16 protein-coding genes and 1 pseudogene are annotated in these 22,916 nt (G+C 66.5%); 14 read left to right on the forward strand and 3 right to left on the reverse strand.

Annotated features, from left to right (window positions below):
* The first annotated feature begins 85 nt into the window (after positions 1 to 85).
* Both ABD708_RS08830 and ABD708_RS08835 read left to right on the forward strand, forming a co-directional pair.
* Complete coding sequence (locus ABD708_RS08830; RefSeq protein WP_344753496.1) at positions 86 to 1,351, forward strand: Nramp family divalent metal transporter; 1,266 nt, start codon at positions 86 to 88, stop codon at positions 1,349 to 1,351.
* Positions 1,352 to 1,432: 81 nt separating this feature from the next.
* Positions 1,433 to 2,614, forward strand: coding sequence for an acyl-CoA dehydrogenase family protein (locus ABD708_RS08835; protein WP_344753498.1), 1,182 nt, complete (start codon positions 1,433 to 1,435; stop codon positions 2,612 to 2,614).
* A 15-nt stretch (positions 2,615 to 2,629) separates the two neighbouring features.
* On the opposite strand, the gene ABD708_RS08840 is transcribed toward ABD708_RS08835, so the two are convergent.
* Positions 2,630 to 3,127: a helix-turn-helix transcriptional regulator gene (locus tag ABD708_RS08840; protein ID WP_344753500.1), complete on the reverse strand. Its 498-nt coding sequence runs from the start codon at positions 3,125 to 3,127 to the stop codon at positions 2,630 to 2,632.
* Positions 3,128 to 3,482: 355 nt separating this feature from the next.
* On the opposite strand from ABD708_RS08840, the gene ABD708_RS08845 reads away from it, so the two are divergent.
* The 6 genes from ABD708_RS08845 to ABD708_RS08870 all read left to right on the forward strand — a co-directional run bounded on the left by ABD708_RS08845 (position 3,483) and on the right by ABD708_RS08870 (position 16,602).
* Positions 3,483 to 6,713 carry a LamG-like jellyroll fold domain-containing protein gene (locus tag ABD708_RS08845; RefSeq protein ID WP_344753502.1) on the forward strand — a complete coding sequence of 1,077 codons (3,231 nt, stop codon included), beginning with the start codon at positions 3,483 to 3,485 and terminating at the stop codon, positions 6,711 to 6,713.
* Positions 6,714 to 6,744: 31 nt separating this feature from the next.
* A complete protein-coding gene (locus ABD708_RS08850; protein WP_344753504.1) occupies positions 6,745 to 13,053 on the forward strand; it encodes a GH-E family nuclease in 6,309 nt (2,102 codons plus the stop codon).
* A 5-nt stretch (positions 13,054 to 13,058) separates the two neighbouring features.
* Complete coding sequence (locus ABD708_RS08855) at positions 13,059 to 13,451, forward strand: ankyrin repeat domain-containing protein (protein ID WP_344753506.1); 393 nt, start codon at positions 13,059 to 13,061, stop codon at positions 13,449 to 13,451.
* 75 nt (positions 13,452 to 13,526) lie between these two features.
* Positions 13,527 to 13,760: a hypothetical protein gene (locus tag ABD708_RS08860; RefSeq protein ID WP_344753508.1), complete on the forward strand. Its 234-nt coding sequence runs from the start codon at positions 13,527 to 13,529 to the stop codon at positions 13,758 to 13,760.
* A gap of 428 nt (positions 13,761 to 14,188) precedes the next feature.
* The gene (locus ABD708_RS08865) at positions 14,189 to 14,605 is read left to right on the forward strand and encodes a hypothetical protein (protein WP_344753510.1); all 417 of its coding nucleotides are present in this window, start codon (positions 14,189 to 14,191) and stop codon (positions 14,603 to 14,605) included.
* A gap of 239 nt (positions 14,606 to 14,844) precedes the next feature.
* Positions 14,845 to 16,602, forward strand: a complete 1,758-nt coding sequence (locus ABD708_RS08870) for a toxin C-terminal domain-containing protein (RefSeq protein ID WP_344753512.1) — start codon at positions 14,845 to 14,847, stop codon at positions 16,600 to 16,602.
* Between the two features lie 545 nt (positions 16,603 to 17,147).
* Here ABD708_RS08870 and ABD708_RS08875 read toward each other — a convergent pair.
* Positions 17,148 to 17,420: pseudogene (locus ABD708_RS08875) on the reverse strand (transposase); the annotation flags it as partial.
* Between ABD708_RS08875 and ABD708_RS19460 the strand changes: the two are divergent.
* Positions 17,376 to 17,666 (forward strand): DUF4265 domain-containing protein, encoded by a 291-nt coding sequence (locus ABD708_RS19460; RefSeq protein WP_425553268.1) that lies wholly within the window; start codon positions 17,376 to 17,378, stop codon positions 17,664 to 17,666. The pseudogene ABD708_RS08875 and the gene ABD708_RS19460 sit on opposite strands and share 45 nt — an antisense overlap.
* A gap of 138 nt (positions 17,667 to 17,804) precedes the next feature.
* Here ABD708_RS19460 and ABD708_RS08880 read toward each other — a convergent pair whose 3' ends face one another.
* Positions 17,805 to 18,443, reverse strand: coding sequence for a metal-dependent transcriptional regulator (locus ABD708_RS08880; RefSeq protein ID WP_344753514.1), 639 nt, complete (start codon positions 18,441 to 18,443; stop codon positions 17,805 to 17,807).
* A gap of 208 nt (positions 18,444 to 18,651) precedes the next feature.
* Between ABD708_RS08880 and ABD708_RS08885 the strand changes: the two genes are divergently transcribed.
* From ABD708_RS08885 to ABD708_RS08905, 5 genes are all read left to right on the forward strand, one after another.
* A complete protein-coding gene (locus ABD708_RS08885; RefSeq protein WP_344753516.1) occupies positions 18,652 to 20,016 on the forward strand; it encodes a cystathionine beta-synthase in 1,365 nt (454 codons plus the stop codon).
* An 11-nt stretch (positions 20,017 to 20,027) separates the two neighbouring features.
* Positions 20,028 to 21,185 carry a cystathionine gamma-synthase gene (locus ABD708_RS08890; RefSeq protein WP_344753518.1) on the forward strand — a complete coding sequence of 386 codons (1,158 nt, stop codon included), beginning with the start codon at positions 20,028 to 20,030 and terminating at the stop codon, positions 21,183 to 21,185.
* 42 nt (positions 21,186 to 21,227) lie between these two features.
* Positions 21,228 to 21,524 (forward strand): hypothetical protein, encoded by a 297-nt coding sequence (locus ABD708_RS08895; protein WP_344753520.1) that lies wholly within the window; start codon positions 21,228 to 21,230, stop codon positions 21,522 to 21,524.
* 114 nt (positions 21,525 to 21,638) lie between these two features.
* Positions 21,639 to 22,376: a dienelactone hydrolase family protein gene (locus ABD708_RS08900; protein WP_344753522.1), complete on the forward strand. Its 738-nt coding sequence runs from the start codon at positions 21,639 to 21,641 to the stop codon at positions 22,374 to 22,376.
* 27 nt (positions 22,377 to 22,403) lie between these two features.
* Positions 22,404 to 22,916, forward strand: a complete 513-nt coding sequence (locus tag ABD708_RS08905; protein ID WP_344753524.1) for a mycothiol transferase — start codon at positions 22,404 to 22,406, stop codon at positions 22,914 to 22,916.

A 22,916-nucleotide genomic window follows, 5' to 3' on the forward strand; every position in this document is an offset into this window, starting at 1 on the left:
GGGATCTACACGTGGCTCTACACCCAGCAGAACGAGCTGACGCTTCCCCAGAGTTAGACTGTCCTAACTTTTTGGGGAGGCGACGGTGGCGATCGACGCGGAGGGCCAACGCGAGGCATCCGTTCGCCCTGCCGCTCGCTCACGCCCGCCATGGGTGCGCCGCCTCGCCCTGCTCGGCCCGGCGTTCGTCGCGTCGATCGCGTACGTCGACCCCGGCAACGTCGCCGCGAACCTGACGGCGGGGGCGCGCTACGGATTCCTGCTGCTGTGGGTGCTCGTGCTCGCGAACGCCTCGGCGATGCTCGTTCAGTACCTCTCGTCGAAGCTCGGCATCGTCACCGGGAAGAGCCTGCCCGAGCTGCTCGCCGAGCGCCTCGGCCGGCCCGCGCGGCTCGCATTCTGGGCGCAGGCCGAGATCGTCTCGGCGGCCACCGACCTCGCCGAGGTGCTCGGCGGCGCGATCGCCCTCAACCTGCTGTTCGGCGTGCCGCTCGTCGTCGGCGGGGTCATCGTGGGCGTCGCATCGATCGCCTTGCTTGCCGTGCAGACGCGCAGCCAGCGCCGCTTCGAGTTCGCCGTGATGGCGCTGCTCGCGGTCATCGCGGTCGGATTCGTCGCCGGCGCCGTGGTCTCGCCGATCGACTGGCCGGGCTTCGCGGGCGGACTCGTGCCGCGCTTCGAGGGCAGCGACACGGTGCTGCTTGCGGCATCCATGCTCGGCGCGACGGTCATGCCGCACGCGGTATATCTCCACTCGGCGCTCTCGCGCGACCGGCACCGCACCGACAAGTCGCAGAAGCACCGGCGCGCGCTGCTCGCGGCCAACCGGGTCGATGTGGTCTCGGCGCTCGTCATCGCGGGCGTCGTCAACATCGCGATGCTCGTGCTCGCCGCGGACGCGCTGCGCGGGGTGCCGGGCACCGACACGATTCCCGGGGCGCACGCGGCGATCGTGCAGGCGCTCGGACCCGCGATCGGCGTCGTGTTCGCGATCGGGCTGCTCGCCTCGGGCTTCGCCTCGTCGTCGGTCGGCTCCTACGCGGGCGCCGTCGTGATGGGGGCGCTGCTCAAGGTGCGCATTCCCCTGCTGCTGCGCCGCGCAGTGACACTGATCCCGGCGATCGTCGTGCTCGCGATCGGCGTCGACCCCACCTGGGCGCTCGTCATCAGCCAGGTGGTGCTGTCGATCGGCATCCCGTTCGCGATCATCCCGCTGATCAGGCTGACCGGCTCGCGCGCGGTGATGGGGGACGAGGCGGATGCCGTGCAGACCCGCATCGTCGCCATGTTCGTCGCGGCGGCCATCGTCGTGCTGAACGTCGTGCTGGTGGTGCTCGCCTTCGCGGGCTGACTGCTCGTTTCGAGACACCGCTGCGCGGTTCCTCAACGAGCGGGCAGACTCGAAGGCGAACGACACGAAGGAGTGCCCGTGATGACCACCCTGCCCGCCGCGCTCGCCGCCGCCGCAGACATCCTCAAGCTCGACGACGAGCTCAGCGAGAGCGAGCGCGAGCTGCGCGCTGTGGTGCGCGAGTTCGTCGATCGGCGCGTCCGGCCGAACATCGCGGAGTGGTTCGACGCGGCGCGGTTCCCGGTAGAGCTCGTGCCGGAGCTCGCCGAGCTCGGGCTGCTCGGCATGCACCTCGAGGGATACGGTTGCGCGGGGCGCTCGGCCGTCGACTACGGTCTGGCGATGCAGGAGCTGGAGGCGGGCGACTCGGGCATCCGCACCTTCGTGTCGGTGCAGGGCTCGCTCGCGATGTCGGCGATCTCGAAGTTCGGATCCGACGAGCAGAAGCAGCACTGGCTGCCGCGCATGGCGAAGGGCGAGGCGATCGGATGCTTCGGCCTGACCGAGCCGACGGCCGGCTCCGACCCCGCGAGCATGCGCACGACCGCCGGCCTCGAGGGCGGCGAGTGGGTGCTGAACGGTGCGAAGCGCTGGATCGGGCTGGCGTCGATCGCGGACGTCGCCGTGATCTGGGCCCGGACCGACGAGGGCGTGCGCGGATTCCTCGTGCCGACCCCGACCCCGGGATTCGTCGCGACCCCGATCACGCAGAAGTTGTCGATGCGGGCATCCGTTCAATGCGATATCGCGCTCGACGACGTGCGGCTGCCGGCGGACGCGGTGCTGCCCGACGCGCGGGGGCTGCGCGGGCCGTTCTCGTGCCTGAACGAGGCGCGCTACGGCATCGCGTGGGGCGCGGTCGGCGCGGCGCGCGACAGCTTCGAGGCGGCCCTCGGCTACGCGCTCGGGCGCGAGCAGTTCGGGCGTCCGATCGCCGGATTCCAGCTCACGCAGCAGAAGCTCGTCGAGATGGTGCTCGAGATCCAGAAGGCGCAGCTCGTCGCGCTGCGACTGGGGCGGCTGAAGGATGCCGGGAAGCTGGAGCCGCAGATGATCTCACTCGCCAAGCTCAACAACGCGCGCATCGCGATCGACATCGCGCGGGCGGCGCGGAGCGTGCTCGGCGGTAACGGGATCACTCTCGACTACTCGCCGCTGCGGCACGCCGCCAACCTCGAGTCGGTGCGGACCTACGAGGGCACCGACGAGGTGCACACTCTGGTGCTGGGGGAGAAGATCACGGGGATCGCGGCGTTCCAGTGATTCGGAATGCCGATTTCAGACGAGCCCGTGCCGCTGGGCTATCAGAAGCAGCTCGAAGCGGTTCCGCGCCTTGAGCTTCTCGCACAGGTGGCTGATATGGTGCCGGAGCGTATGAGCCGAGATCGTCAGTTCTGCGCAGGCGGCAGCGGAATTCGGAGACTTGGATAGGACCGTCAGCACCTCTCTCTCGCGTCGCGTCAAGCGAGGTGGGGGCGCTTCATCGCTCGATGCGGCCGAAGGGGTGATCGCAGGTCGTCGGCGGCCGAACGCGACCATTGTCGGGGTCAGCCAGGTGAGGATCGCACGGTTGACGGCAGAGGCGATCGCCTTGTCGGCGTTCGCGCGTGTGAGACCGATGTGCGCGACTGCGAGACCGAAAAGAATCGATGCCGCCTGCACGACCTCTTCGGCTGTGCCGCCGCCCGCTGCGAAGGCGTCGGCGAAGTCATCGACGTCGATCGCGGGTGCGGCGGAACCGTCCAGCAACGCCACCGCCACGGCGAGGGTGAGCAACGCGAGTCGGCGCGCAAGGCGCCGGGCAGCCGACGTGCGACCCGCTTTTGTGACGGAGGCGAGCCGAGCTGTGTACGCCTGTGCGAGTGACCGGGCTGCATCATCGTTGTGCGCAGGGGTGACTGGGAGCGGGCCGTCGGTCATTCTGCTTGCAGTTCCCCTCATGAATGCTTGAGCGGATGCTATGAGCGCGACGGGGTAACCAGCAATGCCCTCGCTTGGGGGCCGTGTTGCCCGGAAAAGATGGGACCCCGCTCCTATGTCGCTCGTCTAGGTTGGCCCATAGCGTCTTGTATGTCTTGGCCGTAGCACGGACATGGGGTGCGAGATGCGTCGTCGATATGTAGTGGCTTGCGTGGCCGTCTTTGCCCTGTTGGCGGCGGGAAGCGCCGCTGCGAGCCCGATGTCCAAGGCGTTGGCCGCCTCGGTGGCCTCCGCCTCGGAGCCCGCTGCTGTCGCGGACGCGGATTGGGCCGCCTCCGAAGCAGACGCGTCGGCCGTGGCGGCCGCATTCGGCCACCCAGTCGGCGTCGTTGGCGAGTCCTCGCCGACGACGGAGGTGCTGGCGCTACCGGATGGGCAGATGCAGCTGGTCTCGGATTCCGTTCCGCAGCGTGTGCTTGTGAATGGTGCCTGGCGACCGGTGGATACCTCGCTCGTGATTGCGGCGGATGGGCTGTGGACGCCGTCTGCAGTGCCGTCTGGGGTGGAGCTCGCGGCAGGAGGCTCGGACGTGATGGCGCGGATCCAGGCGCCGGATGGTTCCTGGGCGGCGCAGACGTGGCCGGACGGGGTGTTGCCGGTGCCGAGCGTGTCGGGTTCGACGGCGACGTACGCGTCGGTGTTCCCGGGGGTCGATCTGATTCTTGGCGCGACTCCGTCGGGCATGTCGGAGGTCTTCGAGGTGCACTCGGCACAGGCTGCGGCAGATCCGCGGTTGCAAGCGCTCGAGCTTGGTGTCCAGGATGCGACGCTGAGTCAGGACAGTGTGAATTCGACGGTTGCGACAATGGCCTCCGGGTCGCAGATCGAGGCTCAGGAGCCGTTGTGGTGGGATTCTTCGGCTGAAGGTGCGGGGCCGGCGGGCCCGGGCGCCGGCGAACCTGAGCCGGTCGCTCACACGGTGTCCGCGACGCGGGAAACGCTGGATGTCTCCGCGATCGGCGCTGATGCGAGTGTCGATTACCCAGTGTTCGTTGACCCGGCATGGTCGTCGGGAGACAACAACCACTGGTACGACGACAAGGCGTATCCGAATCAGTCGTACCTGAATGGGAACCAGAATGCCAGCTGGCTGGGGACCGGCGCCGCAGTGCAGAGCGGGATCTCGTATCTATCCCGGGCGTTTTGGCAGTTCCCAACGAGCGCGCTGGCCGGAAAGACCGTAACGGGAGCGCATCTGACGGAAACGGAGACTGAGACCTGGAGCACGACCGACACGGTCGGCCTCTACCAGATCCAGAGCCCCGTGCTGACTCCCGGGGCGACCTGGAACCAGGAGAATGCGACGGCGAACGTGTGGGCGCATCTGCACACGACGTTCACGCCGGTCTCGGGAAGCAACACGCAGGACGTGACTACCTCCATGGCGTGGGTCGCGAACAACTCGCAGGCCAATACCGAGTTCGCGCTCAAGGCCACGGACGAGTCGAATCTGTCGGACCGCAAGCACTGGGCATTGAACGCGTCCTTGTCGGTGACGTACGACACGAAGCCGAACGCGCCCGCCTATCTGAAGATGACGGCACCGGTGCGAGGTTGCGGGACTTCGACGGCGCCGGTGTGGGTGAACAACAGTGCGCAATCGCTGACGCTGGAGGCGTCTTTGAGCGACCCGGACAGTAGCTCCAACCTCAGCGCCACCTTCACTGTGGGCGGTAAGACGTATCCGGGCTCGTTAGCGAAGGGTGCCCCCACAGCTGCCTCTTCTACGGCCGGACTGAGCAGGGCAACGGTGCCCCAAGGGACCCTGACTAACGGCACTGTGTACAGCTGGCACGTCGTCGCCAACGACAGCATTGACAGCAGCGTTGCGTCAGGGACCTGCTACTTCGGAGTAGACAACAACGCACCGGCCTGGCCGGTGGTGACGACCACCGCGACAGCGTTCCAAGTCGGCACGGCCACGGCGTTCACCGCGTCCTTCGTCTCCGGCGATCACGTCAAAGAGCTTGAGTATTGGTGGGGTGGCCCGGTCTCAGATCCCGTGACAACGCCGGTGCCTGCGGCGGCTTCGTATGCCACTGGAGCGTTGCCTACGTGTCCGTCGTTCCAGGGGAAATACGGGTTCGCATGCGCATCGGGCACCTCCATCACGTTGGACACGGCGCCGACGGACACCGACGCAGTGCTGTGGGTGGCGGCCATCGACCAGGCGGGAAACGTCTCGATCGCTGGGACCAAGACCACCACTGGGTACTGGCAGATACCCGGTGACAAACAGATCAACCCGGACCCTGGTGTGAGCGCGACGAGCGGGCATCAATGGATTACCAGCGGCGGGGTGTCCTCGACTACGACCGTGCCGGATACGAACACCAGCGATGAGCAGGACCTCGCCCTTGAATCCGGGCTCGGGCTGACCACTGTCCCCGCGCCCGGCGCCGACCCCGACGACCCTCTGGCCACACAAGTCACCGCACTCAACCTCCCCGGTTACTCCGTTCTCGAGCGCATCAACAACGGGACCGACCATGAGAGCGCAGTTGAAGGGGCGGCCCCGTCCGGCTATCACCATGAGCTTGATCTCGGAGAGATCGGCGCTCTTGACCAGGCGCCACCCGCCGGCACGCAGGAGCTCTATGAGTGCGATCTGTCCAACTCCGACCATATGACCACCCTGTCGGCGACCTGCGAGGGACAAAGCGGCTACAGCGAGGTCGCGCTTGGGTACCTCTGGACGGCAGCCGCTAATGTTCCTGCCGGCGATACCGCGGTGGCTCTGCACCGCTGCCGGATGGCGAGCGGCGGGGAGCACTTCGACTCAACTTCCTCCACCTGCGAGGGCCAAAGCGCGGAGAGCACACTCGGCTACGTCTCCGCCGCGGGAGTGGACGCTACGGCAGCCCAAGCCGTGGACACGACGAAGAGCTTCACCGTCGCGGCATGGGTGTATCCCGAGCAGAACAGCGGCGGGACGATCTACCACACGATCATGTCGGAATCGGGCCCGGTGAACTCCGCCTTCTACTTCCAGGAAGCAGCCGGCGGCAGCGCAAGCACCGGCACCGGCGGCCCGCTTCGCATATGCCTGCGCACGCAGAGCGGCACCGCTGCAACGACCTGCGCAACGTATGGCTCGAACCTTCCCCTCCACACATGGACACTCGCCGTCGGCATTTGGGATGCGGCGAACCACCAGCTCTCAATCCACGCCGGCGCCAGTTTGAACGGTGCGGGAGTGGCCGCCTACACAGTCCCTTCGGGTGACGTTTCCGGCAACGGGCCGATCCTGATCGGCAGTGCAATCAGCGCCAGCGCCGCTGTCAACCAGTGGGACGGGCTGATCATGAACCCGGTCGTCTTCCCGGGCGTCATCGACAGCGCGCAGCTGACCCAGCTGTACAACCTCGGTCCGATCTCCTAGACCCTCACGCAGCGCCGTCAAGGACCCGATTATGAGCTTGATCACATCCAAGATTGCCCGTACAGGGCTGTTCAGCGTGGCCGTTGCGGCGCTTCTCGGAGCCGGATTCACCGCTCTCCCCGCGACAGCGGCCCCGGCGGCGGCCAACACGATCCACAACAACGAGCATCGAGTGACGGGCAAGCTCGCCGGCCCGATCACCTCGTCCACAGGACGCGGGACGTCGGCCGGGCAGCACGTCGCTGCAATGCAGCTGCGCTCATCGGTCGAGCAAACCGTGCGGGTGCCCCGCAGCACCAGCACGCAGAAGGTCACTCTCCCGAACGGCCACCCGGGCGTATTGACCGGGAAATGGGAGGAGCTGAAGACGGGCGGCATCAAGCTGGCCCCCGTCGCTTCGGCGAGCTCGACTGCGACCAGCGTTGCGGCAATCAAGACCACCGTGCTCAGCTCCGCCGAGGCCAAGAAGCACGGGCTCCAGGGGCTGGTTCTCGAGTTGCAGCGTGCGGACATGTCCGCTGCGTCAGCCGAGGTGGCCGTGTCCGTTCCGGCCGCAACCCTTGAGGGTCTCTACGGCGCGGACTATGCCGCGCGCACGAAATGGGTGGAGATCCCAGCCGGCGACTCCACTTCACAGGCGTCTTCACCTGCCGCAACGACTTCCGCGCAGCCGGTCGGCCAGCGGACGTCGGCGAACGCGACCACATTGACCGCGACGATCTCAGCCACCCCGATGCTGGTGGCTGCTGTCGCAGCACCCATATCGTCCACTGGCACGGGCAATTTCACCGCCACGCCGCTGAAGCCCTCCGACAGTTGGAACGTCTCGACGCAGACCGGCGACTTCTCCTGGTCCTATCCGCTGCGCACCCCGCCGGCAGCGGCCGGCCCGTCCCCGCAGCTCGCCCTGAATTACGACTCGCAGGCCGTGGATGGGGAGAGCGGTTCCACCAACAACCAGCCGGACTCGGTAGGGGAAGGGTGGACCCTGTCCGGCGGCGGGTTCATCGAGCGCAGCTACACACCGTGCTCAGACGATCACGGTGCTGGCGGCCCCGTGACCACCTCGGGCGACCTGTGCTGGCAGTCCGACAATGCCACGATCTCCTTCGGTGGCCACTCCGGCCAGCTGGTGAAGGATGCGGCGACCGGCGCCTGGGTGCTGCAATCTGACGACGGCTCGCGCATCCAGCACCTCGTCGGCGCGTCCGCCGGGTGCGGCGCTGCCAACGGCACCTATGACGATGACTGCTGGAAGGTGACGACCACCGATGGCACCCAGTACTTCTTCGGGATGAACGAGCTTCCCGGCTGGGCGTCCGGCAAGGCGGCTACGAACTCCGCGTGGACGGTTCCGGTCTACGGCAACGACGCGGGGGAGCCATGCCACGCCTCCACATTCGCTGCCTCCTCCTGCGTCCAGGCATGGCGGTGGAACCTCGATTACGTCGTCGACCCCGACGGCAACGCGGAGGCGCTGTATTACGACGCGCAGACCAACCACTACTCGCAGAATGGCACGGCCGCCGTCTCGTACACGCGCGGTGGGGAGCTCGACCATATCGACTACGGCATCACCGGCAACGCCCCGTACGCCACCAACGCGGCCAGCGACAGGGTCGTCTTCAGCTATGGCGCCAACGGCCGCTGCGTCGCCAGCAGCGGCTGCACGGCCGAGGGCGCCTCTGGGCAGATCGCGACTCCGGCCACGCCGGCGAACTACCCGGACGTGCCGTTCGATCAGAACTGTGCCTCTGGAGCGTGCACGGGGCTGAAATCCCCGACGTTCTTCTCCACTTCGATGCTGTCGACCGTCACCACCCAGGTCTTCGGCGGCAGCAGCTACGCGAACGTCGATTCGTGGGCGTTGGCCCACACCTTCCCCAGCCCCGGCGACGGCACCAACGCGGCGCTGTGGCTGGCGAAGGTCGTGCACACGGGCTACAGCGGCTCGAGCACGCTCGCAGAGCCGGCCACCGTGTTCGCTGGTGCTCCGATGCAGAACCGAGTCTGGGCTCTCGACGGTCTGGCACCTCTGGAGAAATACCGGATTACCTCTCTCCAGACCAACCTTGGCGAGATCCTGAGCGTCAACTACACCACGTCCTCGGGCTGTACTCCCGCTAATGCCGCCAACATCGAAGCCAACGCGGCGACCAATACCCTGCTGTGCTATCCCGAATACTGGTCACCAGGCGTGCTCCCATACACGACCCCGAAACTCGACCTGTTCTTCAAGTACGTCGTCGCTTCCACCGTCGATGACCCGCGGACTGGCGGGGGCTATGACCAGCCGATCGAGACGAACTACGACTACACGGGCTCGCCCGCGTGGCGGTACAGCACATCCCCGCTGATCCCGGCCGACCAGCGCACCTGGAACGTCTACGCCGGCTACAACACTGTTCAAGTTCGCGTCGGGGACCACAATGCTCCCACCTTGCAACAGACCACCGACTACACCTTCTACCAAGGCATGGACGGCGACCGTGCCGGCACCAGTGGCGGTACGAAGTCCGTCGATGTCACCGGCTCCGCCACCATTCCCGACTCCTTGTGGCTCACTGGCCAGCTGCGCGAGGAGAAGATGCTGAACGGCTCCGGCGGCGCAACGTTGAGTGACACCATCTCGACCCCGTGGGTATCCACCGTGAAAGCGAACGACGGCACCAATACCGCGCGCTTCGTCGCAGACGGAACAGACGTCACCACCGAGCCCGTGTCCACCGGCGGCAGCCGTACGACCACCGTCACGAACAGCTACGACGACACCTATGGGCTCGTCACCAGCAGCCAGAAGGCCACCAGCGACGCCGGCACCACCTGCACCACCACCGGCTACACGCAGCCCAACACGACGGCCTGGATCATCGGCGCCACCCAGCGCGTCACCGAACTCGCCGTGCCCTGCGCAAGCGCTGCGACCGCGATCTACCCGGCAGACGCGATCTCCGACACCGTCGACTACTACGACGGTGCGACGGTTCCGGCAACGCCCGCGACCACGGCCGCGGCGGCCCCCAGCAAGGGGCATCTGACCGCTACGCAGGAAGTCGACAGCTACAGCGGCACCACCGCGGCCACCGCCCACTGGGTCACCAACAGTACGACCAGCTACGACGCCCTCGGCCGCCCGACCGCCACAACCGATGTGCTCGGCCACACGACGACGACCGCCTACACGCCTTCTGCGCGTGGCCCGGTCACCAGCGAGAAGGTCACGAACGCGCTCGGCTGGGCCACCACCACCGCCTACAACCCGGCATGGGGTGTGGAAACCTCCGTCACCGACCTCAACGGGCAGCTCACGACCGCCACCTACGACGCTCTCGGACGCCGTACTGCGGTGTGGCTCCCCAACGAGTCCCAGTTCGGCGGCAAGACCGCGAACGCCAGCTACGCGTACACCGAATCGCAGACCGGGCCCTCGACGATCACGACTCAGACGCTCACGGCGTCCGGGCTGGACGTGAACGCCCAGCTCTTCGACGGACTCGGCCGAGTCGTGCAAACCCAATCCAGCGGCTACGGCGGCGCGATCATGACGGACACCGGCTACGACGCCGCCGGGCGCGTCAACATGGTCAACAACGCCTACCCGACCACTCAGGCGGCACCGTCGACCAAGCTGTTCGTACCGTCGAGCGAGGAGCAGATCTCCTCCGAGACGCTCACCCATTACGACGGCGCGGGCCGCACCGCCGCTACTGAGCTCGACTCCAACGGGACGAAGCGTTACGAGACCGACTACAGCTACATCGGCGCGGACCGAACTGACACGACTCCGCCGGCCGGAGGCACCCCCACTAGCAGCTACACTAACTCGCTCGGCGAGCAGACCAGCCTCACCGACTGGCTCGCCGCCACCCCAGGCGGCGCTGCCGCGCACGAGACCACCAGCTACAGCTACGACCCTGCCGGACAGATGGCACACATGGTCGACGCGGCCGGCAACGCTTGGAGCTGGACCTACGACCTGCTGGGCCACCAGACGAGTGCGACTGATCCGGACACGGGCACGACGACGAGCAGCTATGACGATGCAGGCGACCTGCTGTCCAGCACGGACGGACGCGGCCAGACGGTCTCATACACCTACGACGCCGATCAGCGCAAGACCGCCGAATACCAGGGCACGACCACCGGCAGCGGTGGCATCGAGCTGGATTCCTGGACCTATGACACGCTGAAGAAGGGGCAGTTGACCTCCTCCGCCAGCTACGTCGGCTCCACCGCAGGAACCCCGGGCATCGCCTACACCGACACGATCGGCTCGTACAGCACCTTCTACACCCCCCTGTCCAACACGATCGCGATCCCGACCGGTGCCCCGGCGCTCGGCGGCACCAGCTACACGACCGTGTACGGGTACAACGTCGACGGCACCTCGGCCGGCCAGGCGGATCCGGCTGAGGGGGGCTTGCCGGCCGAGACGATCCGGAACGCGTACGACACCGAAGGGCAGCTGGCCAGTGTCACCGGGTCCCAGCTGTACTCCGTCATCGATCGTTCGGGGATCGGGCAGCCGGTGGGTTATGACCGCGACTCCGGGACCACCTACCTGCGCACCGCGATTTCCTACGACCAGGGCACGGGGCTGATCCTCGGGATCGGCGACCGCACCGCGGGCAGCACCACTCCCGCGCAGGTGTCGTCTCGGGTGTATGGGCGGGACAACGCCGGGCAGGTGCTCAGTGCGACGAATACGACGCCGTCCTCGACGGATGCGCAGTGCTACAGCTACGACCCGCTTGAGGAACTCACCGCCGCGTGGACCCCCTCCAGTGGGAACTGTGCGACCGCGCCGTCCTCGGCGGCGCTGGGCGGCCCCGCCCCGTATTGGGAGTCGTTCACATATGACCAGGCGACCGGGAACCGGCTGACTGCCACCCAGCACACCACCAACGCAGGTGGGACCGACGCGGTCTCGACGTACAGCTACCCCGCCGCCGGAGCGGCGCAGCCGCATGCGGTTTCGCAAGTCTCGACCACTCAGGCGGGTGCGACGACGACGGAGTCGTTCGCCTATGACCAGGCGGGGGACGCGACCCGGCTCGGGAGCGTGACGGCGGCGTATAACGCGCAGGGGCAGACGGCGAGTCTCACGGTGGGCGCCTCGACGCAGGATCGTGTCTACGACGCGGATGGCGCCCTCCTGTTGGAGTCCGACCCAACGGCCGGTACCACGGTCTTCCTCGGGGATACGGAGCTGAATGTCGCTCCTGGATCCACGGCGGCCACGGGCTCGCGCACCTACACGGCGGGCTCGGTGGTTCTGGCCGAGCGGGACACGGTAGCTGGGGTGTCAGGGTCGAGCCTGTACTGGGTCGGCTCGGACGTGGACGGTACCCCGGATCTGGAAGTGAACGCGGCCACAGGCGCCGTCACGAACCGGTACACGGATCCCTTCGGAAACCCCCGCGGCACCGCGCCGACGTGGTCCTCGGATCGTGGATTCCTGAACGACTCCGCCTCTGCCCTGACTGGGCTCACCCAAGTGGGCGCTCGCCTCTACAACCCGCAGACCGGGTCGTTCACGACTGCGGATCCGCTGTTGACGGCGGACAGTTTCGCGTCGCGGAACGCGTATGCGTACGCGGGCAACTCCCCGGTGACGAACACGGACCCATCCGGGGAGTGCCTGGAGGTTGGGGATGCGCTCAGCTTCCGAACGAATTGTGCTGGCGGGCATGGCATCACTGCGCTTAGCGGCACGGTGATCGCCCATGCTCAGCAGGCGGCGTACGAGAAGGCGACATCGGCCGGACAGAAATACATCCGTAGTTTCGCGGCGCCGAAGAAGCATGCCTGCGACTTCGCTTGCATGTACGCCGGTAGCCAGCAAGCGCGGGCGGAGACTGAGGAGAAGCAATCCGTCGAGTTCGGCAAGCAGCTCGGCGTGGCAGGGCTGTTCGCGCTCGGCGGCGCCATTGACGTCTCCACCGCCATCGAATCCGATGGGGCCGACGACGATGCCGGAGATGAGTTCTTCGACGACGCCCAGAAACTAGAAGAAGATCTCACGGTCGATGAGGATCTTTCTGACCCTGCTGCGACCCGCGTTAAGCTCAGAAACAGCACCAAATTGGCCATTCAAGGCAACGCACCGAAGACGGCATCCGGCGACTACATCGACCCCAACACGGGCGAGCCAGTTCCCAAAGAAGGGCCTTTCGATTATGGCCACGTCCCAGGCTACGAATGGTGGAGGACACAGCAGATCGCTCGGGGCTCGGGTTGGTCCCGGCGGGACGTGATCGAGTATGAAAACAATCCGGATCATTACCAGATCGAGAATCCTTCAAGTAACAGAAGTCATATCTACGAACTACCAAGGTGAGCACGATGAGTGATAGGAGCGGGAGAAGCGCGCTGCATTACGCGGCGGCATCCGGTGATGTGCAACGAGTACGCGAATTAATCCGATCCGGGCTTAGCGTCGCCGATGCGGACTCGTTTGGTTTTACCCCACTACACTTTGCAGCTCAATCTACGAGTCCGGCCGTTGTGAGGGCTCTAGTTGCGGCTGGAGCAAATATCGAGGCGGAAAACAAGTTTGGCAATTCACCTCTTTTTGTGGCCGTAATGGAATATCGCGGAGTACCCGGTTCGGCCGTCGAAGTTCTGTTGGAACTCGGCGCGGATCCTCAGCACCAGAATCATTACGGCAAGTCCCCACGTGACGTTGCAAATATGATCGCTAATTACGACGTGGCAAAGTACTTCGGTGCTAAGTGAAAGAATCCATCAACTCTTCAATGCCTGCGTGAGGGGACTCCGGTTGATTCGTCGGTCTATGAGGGTGTGAACAGGTTGACCGCGGCGCTGGATGAAAAGGCTTGGGAGTGTCAGGCGGGCGTTGAAGTGGGACAGTTGAGCGAAGCCGACTATCTTGAGGCATTTCGCCGCGCGAGAGCAGCTGCAACTGTCGGATTTGCTCTGGGCTCGGACGCGCTTCAAGCCGCGTTGGAGTCTGTCTGCGAAGCCCAGGCTGCAACGGGCCATATTGAAGAGGTGCGCCGAGCGGTGGTCGGCGTCTTCGAGTAGGCCGTTTCTTGCTTCATCGGGGGCGCGGAACTCCTCTACCGGCCGCGGATCCTGGCCAACGACCCCAGCGGGCTGGTGGGTCTGCACACCATGAAATGATCGTTCGCGTGCCGTTGCAGCTGCTTGATGGGGCTTTCGACCCGATTACTTGGACCACTGGGTTCATAAACCGGCCGGTCCGGGAAGTAGTGCAATTCGTCAGGGAGCGGCGTAGTTCGCTGAACCCTCCTGTGAAGGTGTCTCGGCTCGGTGATGGCTTGCCTGATCGTCTGAGAGCGTTGCTCCCTCTCACCTTGAGAGTCCAGCCTAGGGAGCTCTTTGCTGGGACGGCCGACCCGGCTTGGACGGCACGGTTTGGGTGCTCGGTGAGGGGCAGCGACCAGGTGTCACCGCTCGGCTACCTCTCGGACTCCTTGAGAACTCGCACCGTGGCGATCACGAGTATTCCGAATGAGTCGCATGGCACGGGTCTTGGAGCGTCAGGGATGTGGGCGGCCACGCAGTTCCAGTTGTTCGGACCCGAGGCGGGGAACCTGTTGAATAACATTCGCGGGATCGGGCTCGTGCAGGATGGTGCCTGTTGGCATTTCACGCTGTCGGGTGAGCAGCAGCCCTTCGAGGATCCGGCCGCATATGGCAGTCGGCGCGTGCGTGAACGTTTCACCACCGAGATGCTTGATGAGTATTGTCGTGCGCTTGGGCTGCGTGTCTTCGATGAGTCTTTTTATTCGGGCGAGGCTTACCTAGTCGAGCATTCTCCGGCGAAGTTCCCGCCGGATGCGGGGCGGTTGGTATTCGACCTTGATGAGGCCCGGACCTGGCTCGGAATCAGCGAACAAGCGTGAGTGGCCGCTGGCCTGGGGCACGTCCCGATTCGCGCCCGGGGAGTGGGCTGAGGATGTAGTTCGGGACTGCGGTGCGCGGCAGCGGGTGCCTTGATCGTCAGGCATCCGTTGCCCCATCTGCTCCTTGATGATCTTGTGATGCTGATGCGGTTTCGCAGGTCTCGACCGCTCAGGCTGGGGCGACGACGACGGAGTGGTTCGCCTATGACCAGGCGGGGAATGCGACCCAGTTCGGGGGTGTGACGGCGGCGTATGACGCGCAGGGGCAGACCTCCAGCCTGACGGCGGGCGCCTCGACGCAGGACCGGGTCTACGACGCGGATGGCGCCCTGCTTTTGGAGTCCGACCCGACAGCGGGCACGACGGTGTTCCTCGGGGACACGGAGCTGCATGTGGCGCCGGGTTCTTCGACGGTGACGGGGTCGCGGACGTATTCGGCGGGCTCGGTGGTCCTGGCTGAGCGGGACACCGCAGCCGGCGTGACCGGGTCGACCCTGTACTGGGTCGGATCCGATGTGGACGGCACGCCGGACCTGGAAGTGAACGCGGCCACCGGCGCCGTCACGAACCGGTACACGGACCCGTTCGGAAACCCCCGCGGCACCACCGCGGCGTGGTCCTCGGATCGCGGATACCTCGACGACTCCGCCTCCACCCTCACCGGCCTCACCCAGATCGGCGCCCGCCTGTATGACCCGACCACCGGATCGTTCACCACCGCCGACCCACTCCTGAGTGTGGACAGCTTCGCGTCCCGCAACGCGTACGCGTACGCCGGCAACAACCCCGTCACCGACACCGACCCCTCCGGCGAATGCCTCGAGCCTGGCGGCGTTCTCACCCATCTCACCAACTGCGGCACCAGCCACGGCTCCGCAACCGCGCCCAGCGCGACCTACAAGCAGGCCAGCGCGCAGGTCAAGGCGAACGGATACGAGTCCTGGGACGGGCCAGCGCCGACGAAGAAGTCCGCGGCGAGTGGCTACGGGGCTCATCCCACGCCGACGCCGGAGCTTCCGCCGCATCCGCTTAGTTCTGCGGAGATCCAGAAGCTCCGCGCCGACCAGGCGGCGGCCTATGCCGCAGGGCTTGCGGCCACGGGTTTGACGGCCTGGGACGCGGCTCTCACCGCATGCGCGATGTTCCCAGATACAAGCGAGACGTGCACGGATTTCGCTGAAGCTGAGGGGGAGCAAGCCGCCGAGGAGGGCAGTGAATTCGCTGCCGCCGAGGAGACGTTGACCCAGGACGAGGCGGATGCCGCCGAAGAGGAGGAAGCGGCCGCCGCGTGTGGCGGGGAGTCGTTCACGCCTGACACGCAGGTGGTGCTGGCCTCCGGCGCCGTGGTCGCGATTGATCAGGTCACTCCGGGGATGAAGGTCGAGGCGACGGATCCGCAGACCGGGAAAACCAGCGCGCGAACCGTGCAGAAGATCTGGGTCAACCACGACGACGACCTCATGGACGTCAACGTCAAAGACGCGCAGGGGCATGCGTCGACCGTCCATGCCACCGCGAAACATCTGTTCTGGGATCAGACGAAGAAGGCGTGGACGCTCGCGAACCACCTCGCCCCGGGAGACCGGCTGCGCACCGACGACGGAACCACGGCGACCGTTGCAAGCACCCACGCCGTCCCCGGCACCGCCGACATGTGGGACCTCACCGTCCAAGGCGACCACGACTTCTACGTGCAACTAACGCCGGAAGTCTTGGCCGGCGCTGGCTCTGCAGCGATTCTCGTGCACAACTGCCCTGTCGATCCACAGCGAATGACAACGCCTCAGGCAACTGCGGCGGCAAAGGAACTTGGCTATGCAAAGGTTCGCGGAACTTCGCACGGGCAACCAATATACTCAAATGGCAAGAACTTCATATCGCCCGATGTCGACAGCCACTCTGGTGGCGTATGGAAGATGGCTAGTAGCCCGGATGGCTTTGGCAAAGCGGAGCGTTTGGGCACGTATGATGACAAATTGAATTGGATAGGGCCATGAGTAGTGAACAAGGCGCTGGGCTCCCATCGTATTGGTCTGATCCTTCTTGGATTGTCGCCGTTCCCGGGCTATCGCGAAGTAAGGCCGACGAAGTTGTTGCCCTCCTGAACGAGCATGGAGTTAGCTTTGGCGTATCCACATTTAGTCCACGGAAAGCGATCCAGCTAATTCTAGACCGCTCAACGGCGGCAGTTCTTCTAGCGGCGATAGCGGATAGTGAGGGACAGGTCTATCGCGTTCAAGATAGTGACGAGGACGAGGTAGTTTTTTCGCTCGAACATATAGCTGGCGAACTGCAAGAGTTTGTGAATCCGACGCCGCCAGCTGTTAGTCGTCTCATCTAGCTGCCACTGAGCGAGGGCGTAGCACTAGTTCCCGGCTTCCCCTTCTCTGCTTCGGGAACGGTGACAGGCTGGCTCTCGGGGCAGGGCTACTCAGTGCAACACGAATTCGGGAATGCCATCTTGAGCCATTTTCAAAACAGAACCCCATTGCCATGAGCACTCGCGATGGTTCAGCCGCAGAGATCGCAGCGCATTACCGGCTCATCGGAATTGAGCGTGTAGGTGGGGTCTGAATCCGCCGGTTTCGAGCAGGGATCGGGCGATGTAGTGGGTGAGGTTGCGGAAGCCGAGGGCGGAGCCGCGCAGGTGTTCGAGGCGGCCGTTGATCGCCTCTGTCGGGCCGTTGGATGTGCCGGGCCGGTCGAAGAACGCGAGGATGTCCGCGGCGCGCTGTTTCAGGGTGCGTCCGACGGTGCGGATCTCGGGCAGTTGGGCGGGAACGCCGGCGCTGAGCGTGTCGATGACCTCGCGCATGAGCTTCTCTATAAGTGCGATCTAGCGCTTGGTGACGTCGTAGAGGCGGACGCGGCCTTCAATATAAATCGCGTGCTTCGGTGTTCCGGGCGATTGGTATATCGCGTTGCCGCGGTCCAGGAGCCTTCAATGCGTGATGATGTGGTCCCTGAATTGCTTCGTCGTGGTGGTCTCGTGGAGCGTTCGTCTCCGGGTCTGGTCGCTGTTGACGCGGAGTCGAAAGAAGGTTGCCGAATGGATTGTTGAACTTCTCGATGAACTCGAGGCGGCAGGCTTGTTGGAGTATGAATCTGGTCAAAGCTGACCTGGGTCGCCACGGTCGATGTGTCACGGACGATGACGTAGACCAGTGAGACGACGATTGAATCGGCCGAGATACTGGCCCTATTGACTTCCGAGGCTGGGCGATGTGACCGAGACGCGGATGGCGGCGGATTCTTCCGGAGCGAGGTCGAGGGGGAGGGTGAGCGTCGTGCCGGGGCGGATGCCGCGCGACGCGAGCGCGCGGAGCACCTCCGGGTCGGCATCGGAGATGCGCTCGACCGTGAGGGGGACGCCGGCCGGGGCATCCGTCAGCAAAATCGCATGAGGCAGGTGCGGCAGGCCGTCCCTCGTCGGGATCGGGTCGCCGTGCGGGTCGCGGGCCGGGTGGCCGAGCATGGCGTCGATGCGGTCGATGAGCGTGTCGGAGACGGCGTGCTCGAGGGACTCGGCCTCGTCGTGCACCTCGTCCCAGCCGTAGCCGAGGGATTCAACGAGGAAGGTCTCGAGGATGCGGTGGCGGCGCACCATGCCGACGGCGTGCTCGCGGCCGAGCTCGCTCAGCTCGACCCCACGGTAGGGCTCGTGCACGAGCATGCCCGCCTCGACGAGCCGGCGCACCGTGTCGCTCGCGGTCGCCTTGCTGACACCCATGCGGCCCGCGAGGAGCGTCACGGTGACGGGGCCGGGCGCCCATTCTGTGGCCGTCCAGATCACCTTGAGGTAATCCTGCGCGGTGCTCGAGAGCTCGGACAGCGGCATGCGGTCAGTCTAGGGAGGCGCGTGCTGAGATCGTCGCCGTGGTGGATTAGCCGACTTCTGATGGTGGATTAGCCGTCTCCCGATGGTGAATCAGCGGGACTTCCGTGGTGGATTCGCGGGGCTGCGGCGGGCAATCGGCGGGAGCGTGTAACCGCCGCGTCGTAACACCGATTGCCGCGCCCAGGCACCCCGCCTAGGCTGGCCGGTCGTGCGTATCGCGAATCACATCGTCGACCTCATCGGGGACACGCCGCTCGTCCGCCTCACAAAGGTGACCGCAGGAATCCCCGCCACCGTGCTCGCCAAGGTCGAGTACTTCAATCCGGGTGGCTCAGCCAAGGACCGTATCGCGGAGCGGATCATCGACGCCGCCGAGCGCGATGGGCTCCTGAAGCCCGGCGGCACTATCGTCGAGCCGACCAGCGGCAACACCGGCGTCGGGTTGGCGCTCGTCGCGCAGCAGCGCGGCTACCGCTGCGTGTTCGTCGTGCCCGACAAGGTCGGGGAGGACAAGCGGGCGGTGCTCACCGCCTATGGCGCCGAGGTCGTGGTGACCCCGACCTCGGTCGCGGCCGACGACCCCGACTCGTACTACTCGGTCAGCGACCGGCTCGCCGCCGAGATCCCCGGGGCGTTCAAGCCGAATCAGTACGCGAACCCGAACGGGCCGAGGAGCCACTACGAATCGACCGGCCCCGAGATCTGGCGCGACACCGACGGAACCGTCACCCACTTCGTCGCAGGAGTGGGCACGGGTGGCACGATCACGGGCACCGGGCGGTACCTCAAGGATGTCTCGGAAGGGCGCGTGCGCATCGTCGGCGCCGACCCCGTCGGGTCGGTGTACTCCGGCGGCACCGGCCGGCCGTACCTCGTCGAGGGTGTCGGCGAGGACATCTGGCCGCCCGCTTACGACCCGAGCATTCCCGACGAGGTCATCGCCGTCAGCGACCGCGAGGCGTTCGAGATGACCCGCCGCCTCGCCCGCGAGGAGGCGCTGCTCGTCGGCGGCTCGAGCGGCATGGCCGTCGTGGCCGCGCTGCGGGTCGCCGCGACCCTCGGGCCTGACGACACCGTCGTGGTGCTGCTGCCCGACGGCGGCCGCGGCTACCTCGGCAAGATCTTCAACGACCGCTGGCTGCGGTCATACGGCTTCAGCGATCCGGCGGCGGAGCACACCGTCCGCGACATCATCGCGAGCAAGTCGGGGGAGCTGCCCGCGCTCGTGCACGCGCACCCGCAGGACACCGTGCACGACGCGATCGAGATCATGGAGAAGTACGGCGTCTCGCAGCTGCCCGTGCTCTCGGCCGAGCCGCCCGTCGTGATCGGCGAGGTCGCCGGGGCGCTCGACGAGGCCACCCTGCTCGAGCAGGTGTTCACCGGGGCGGCGGCGCTCGGCGACGAGGTCGCGAAGGTCGTCGCGGCGCCCCTGCCGCTCATCGGCATCAGCGAGTCGGTGGCGGCGGCCCGAGAGCGGCTGGCCGAGGCATCCGCCCTGCTCATCACCGATGGCGGGGCTCCGGTGACGGTGCTGACACGCGCCGATCTGCTGACGTTCCTGAGCAAGTGAAAGAGAGACAGATGACTGACGGATTCGCCACCAGGGCCATTCACGCGGGGCAGGAGTTCGATCCGACCACGGGCGCGATCATCCCGCCCGTGTACCTCACCTCGACGTTCGTGCAGGACGGCATCGGCGGCCTGCGGAACGGCTACGAGTACGGCCGTGGCGGCAACCCGACACGGGATGCGCTGCAGACGCAGCTCGCCGCGCTCGAGGGCGGCGCGGGGGCGCTGTCGTTCGCCTCTGGCCTCGCCGCCGAGGACGCCGTGCTGCGCGCGACGCTGAAGCCCGGCGACCACGTCGTGCTCGGCAATGACGCGTACGGCGGCACGCATCGGCTGATCAGCCGCGTGTTCGGCGCCTGGGGAGTGCGGCTCACGACCGTCGACCTGAGCGACACGGATGCCGCCCGCGAGGCGCTCGCCACCGAGAACACCCGCCTGCTCTGGGTCGAGACGCCGAGCAACCCGCTCATGAAGATCAGCGACATCGCGGCGCTCGCCCAGCTCGCACACGAGGCCGGCGCGCTCGCCGTGGTGGACAACACCTTCGCGTCCCCCGCGCTGCAGCAGCCGATCGCGCTCGGGGCCGACATCGTGGTGCACTCGACGACGAAGTACCTCGGCGGCCACTCGGATGTGATCGGCGGGGCGGTCGTCGTAGCACCCGGACAGGACGAGGTGGGCGAGGCGATCGCCTTCCAGCAGTTCGCGGTCGGGGCGGTCTCGTCGCCGCTCGACGCGTTCCTCACGAGCCGTGGCATCAAGACGCTCGAGCTGCGCATGCGACAGCACTCCGCCAACGCGCAGGCCGTCGCCGAAGCGCTCGACGGGCACGCCCGCGTCGAGCGGGTGTACTACCCGGGGCTCGCCTCGCACCCGGGGCACGAGCTCGCGGCGCGGCAGATGTCGGGCTTCGGCGGGATGCTCTCGGTGGCGCTCGCCGGCGGTGAGGCATCCGCCCGCCGCTTCGCAGAATCGACCCGCGTCTTCCAGCTCGCCGAGTCGCTCGGCGGGGTCGAGTCGCTCATCGGCTATCCGAGCGAGATGACCCACGCCTCGGTGAAGGGCACGCCGCTCGCGGTGCCGGAGAACATCGTGCGGCTGTCGGTCGGCATCGAGAGCGTCGACGACCTCGTCGCGGACGTCCTCGAGGCGCTCGGCCGGCTGGGGTAGCCGAGGCTGCTCAGACTCGACGAGCTGTTCTACCGTGGCGGGATGAGCGACCACGAGCTGCTTCCTGACGGTTATGAACCCGCGCACGTCTTCCGCGTCGTCGCCATGCCGATCGAGCGCGGGTGGGGTGTGTGGCTGCGCGCCGCCGACGACTCGATCATCGACAGCTTCGGGCTCGGATTCCCGCCGGAGACACCGTTCGTCCCCGACGTTCTGGACGTCCTCGGGCCGCTCTTGCACGAGAGATACAGCTTGGCGTACCAGGGCGTCGGGGCCTGGGACCAGATCGAGGACCACTGGTCGGCCATCGTCTATGAGCTCACAGACGGCCGGTTATGAGCTCGCCCTGAGGCGCGCTTCGCGGGCAATGGCCGCGGGATCTGCGCAGGTATCGTGACCTCATGGGCGCCGCCGATGTGGCTCGAGCCCTGTCAGCGACTGGGAAGAGGGCACATGCTCAAGGGCAACGCGATCGAGTTCGACGGATTCACCGGCTATGTCTCGCGGCCGACCGGCGAGGTGCGCGGCGGGGTGATCGTCATCGAGGAGATCTGGGGCCTCGTCGACCACATCAAGGACATCGCCGATCGCTTCGCCGCGCAGGGATACGTCACGGTCGCCCCCGACATCCTCAGCCATGCGGGCATCACCCCCGAGGTCGGCAATGAGCTGCTGCGTCTGCGCGAGAGCCCCGACGAGGCAGAGCGCACCCGCATGCAGCCGCTCATGCGCGAGAAGATGGCGCCCGTCAACGAGCCCGAGTACGGCTCGTGGGCGGTCAGCGCGCTCAAGCAGGTCGTCGACTGGCTCGAGGCGCAGCAAGGGGTCTCCGGTCGTGTCGTGGTCACGGGCTTCTGCTTCGGCGGCACCTACTCGTTCGCGCTCGCCGCGGCAGACGACCGCGTGCGCGCCGCGGCGCCGTTCTACGGCGCGCCGCCGCAGGGCACGGAGTACGACGGCTTCGCCTGCCCCGTGCGCGCCTTCTATGGCGAGCAGGACGAGCGGCTCATCACCGGACTGCCCGAGGTGGAGCAGCGGATGTCTGAGGCGGGCGTCGACTTCGAGGCGACCGTCTACCCGGGCACCGGCCATGCGTTCTTCAACGACACCAACGCGCACGCCTACAACGAGGCGGCCGCGACCGACTCGTGGCAGAAGGTCACCGACTTCTTCGCGAAGACCCTGGCCTGAGGAATCCTGCGCGCGTAGCGTCGAGGCATGGAGCAACGCGAGCTGTTGATCGATGCCTTCGACCGGATCCAGCAGATCGTCCATCGGGTGGTGGAAGGGGCGAGCGCCGAGCTGCTCGGCTACCGCATCGACCCCGAGGCGAACACGATCGCCTGGCTGGTCTGGCACCTCACCCGCGGGCAGGACGCGCAGGTGGCCGACGTCGCCGGCGCCGAGGAGCTGTGGCTCAGCGAATGGGCCGATCGCTTCGACCTGCCGCTGCCGCGGAACTCGACCGGCTACGGCCACACCTCGACCGAGGTCGCGGCGGTCGTGGCCGCGCCCGAGCTGCTGCTCGGCTATCACGACGCGGTGCACGATGCCACCGTCGCCTACCTCGCGACGCTGAGCGGTGAGGACCTCGACCGGGTCGTCGACACGTCGTGGGACCCGCCCGTGACCCTCGGCGTGCGGCTCGTCTCGATCATCGGCGACGACTGGCAGCACGCAGGCCAGGCGTCGTTCGTGCAGGGCATCGCCAAGCGCGCCAAGATCAGCTGA

Source organism: Gryllotalpicola koreensis (assembly GCF_039538185.1).
In the GTDB taxonomy this organism is placed as follows: domain Bacteria; phylum Actinomycetota; class Actinomycetes; order Actinomycetales; family Microbacteriaceae; genus Gryllotalpicola; species Gryllotalpicola koreensis.